Below are 1,994 nucleotides of genomic sequence, written 5' to 3'. Positions count from 1 at the left end.
GGCCCAGTCGGCCCGAAGCTGCGATTTTGGTCATCTTGGAGAACACGTCGGGAACGGGCTGGTTGTTGTTGACGATCGCCCATGCGAGGAACGACGTTCCGCTCCGATAAGGGAGCGGCGTTATGAGCCTTGGCGTTTCGAGTGGGGATCTGATCGGCTCCTGGAGCCTGAGTTTTTCGGACATCGCGTTCGTGACCGGCAAAGCGGAGACGGCACGACTGGGATTGGCGGTTCAGCTTAGATTTTTCGCCGGGCATGGCTTCTTTGTGCCGGATCATGCGTCGATACCCTCCGACGGTGTCTTGTATCTGGCGGAGCAACTTGGTCTCGATGCCAAATCCGTGAACCACTATGATTTTTCCGGGCGCACCGCCCGCCGGCATTGCGCGGAGATTTTGCGGCATCTCGGGTTCCGCCGTATGACGCAGACGGATCGCAGGGCGTTGTCGAGGTGGATTTCCGACGATCTTTGTGCGGGCGGGCAGCCGATCAATGCCATGCTCGAGCATGTTTTCCTGTGGTGCCGCGACCGCCGTATCTATGGGCCGTCGCGCAAGGAGCTGGAACGCCTCGTCCGTTCGCAACGACACCTCTATCTGGAGGCCCTGTTGGCCCGAGTCCGCGATCGGCTTGCGCCGGATGCGGTCGCCTTGCTGGAAGCCTCGCTCGCCGATCCCGATGGCCCGACCGGCTTCAACACGATGAAGGGGGATGCAGGTCAGGCGACGCTCGAAAACATTCTTGGCGTGACCGCCAAACTCGCCTTTATCCAACGGCTTGCTCTTCCCCGAGATTTCCTATCGGTCACGGGCAAGGCATGGGTCGATCAGATCGTTCGCCGGGTTGCCGGCGAGAAAGCCTCGGAGATGCGCCGGCATGTACCGGCGCGCCAGCTCGGGCTCTATGCCGTTTATCTGATGGCGCGGGAAGCTCAGCTTACGGATGCGATGGTCGACCTGCTGATCGAGACGGTCCATAAGATCGGATCGCGCTCGAAACGCAAGGTGGTGGGCGATATCGCGAAAGACATCGAGCGGGTCTATGGCAAGGAGCGACTCCTGGTCGAGATTGCCAGCGCTTCGATCGACGATCCATCCGGGCGCATCTGCGATGTCATTTTCCCAATCGCCGGCAAGGACAAACTGGCGGCGATCATCAAGGAAAGCCAGGCAAAGGGCGCCTTGGATCGGCGGATCTACAAGGTGATGCGGAGGTCATGGGCCAATCATTATCGCCGTATGCTGCCAAGCCTGCTTTCGGCACTGGAGTTCCGGTCGAACAACGCCGTGTGGCGTCCGGTGCTGGCGGCCCTGGACTGGATCAGAAGCAAAGTGGATGATGGATGCCGCTACGTGCCGCCGCACGCAGTGCCGGTCGACGAGGTCATTCCGGCGAGATGGCGCAGTTCCGTCATTGATGAAGAGGGGCGCGTAAACCGGATCAGTTATGAGCTTTGTGTCCTCGCGCAACTGCGCGATCGCATCCGTTCTAAGGAAATCTGGGTTGTCGGGGCGGACCGATACCGCAATCCCGATGACGATCTTCCCAAGGACTTCGATGCGCGGCGAGAAGCATATTACACAGGATTGAACCTGACGGCGGATGCGCGTGCATTTTCAAGCGCCATCCGGGAAGAGCTTGCTCAGGAACTGTTGCTCCTCAATGCCAATATTCCCCGGAACGACAAGGTTCGGCTGCTGTGGCGCGGCGAGAACCGTATATCTCTCACCCCGTTCAAACCCTTGCCCGAACCCAGGGGTCTCGCCTCGATCAAGACCGAGATCGGCCAACGCTGGCCGATGACCGGGCTGCTCGACGTACTGAAGGAGGCTGCCCTTGATACGGGACTTCTCGAAGCGTTCGAAACATCGGCCTCGCGTGTTGCACTGCCGAAAACCGCGCTGGATCAACGTCTCCTGCTATGCCTCTACGGCCTGGGAACGAATGCCGGGCTCAAGCGGATCGCCGGCGCCACCCCCGATGTCAGCTATGAA

1 protein-coding gene is annotated in these 1,994 nt (G+C 60.2%); it reads left to right on the top strand.

Annotated features, from left to right (window positions below):
* Positions 1 to 122: 122 nt before the first annotated feature.
* Positions 123 to 1,994: DUF4158 domain-containing protein (locus POM99_RS22240; RefSeq protein WP_277281001.1), on the top strand; the 1,872-nt coding region annotated here is incomplete at its 3' end.

The sequence above is a fragment of the Novosphingobium cyanobacteriorum genome (assembly GCF_029436685.1).
Classification (GTDB): Bacteria; Pseudomonadota; Alphaproteobacteria; order Sphingomonadales; family Sphingomonadaceae; genus Novosphingobium; species Novosphingobium cyanobacteriorum.
Note: the sequence above shows the minus strand (reverse complement) of the source record. Positions and strands in the feature narration are given on the sequence as shown.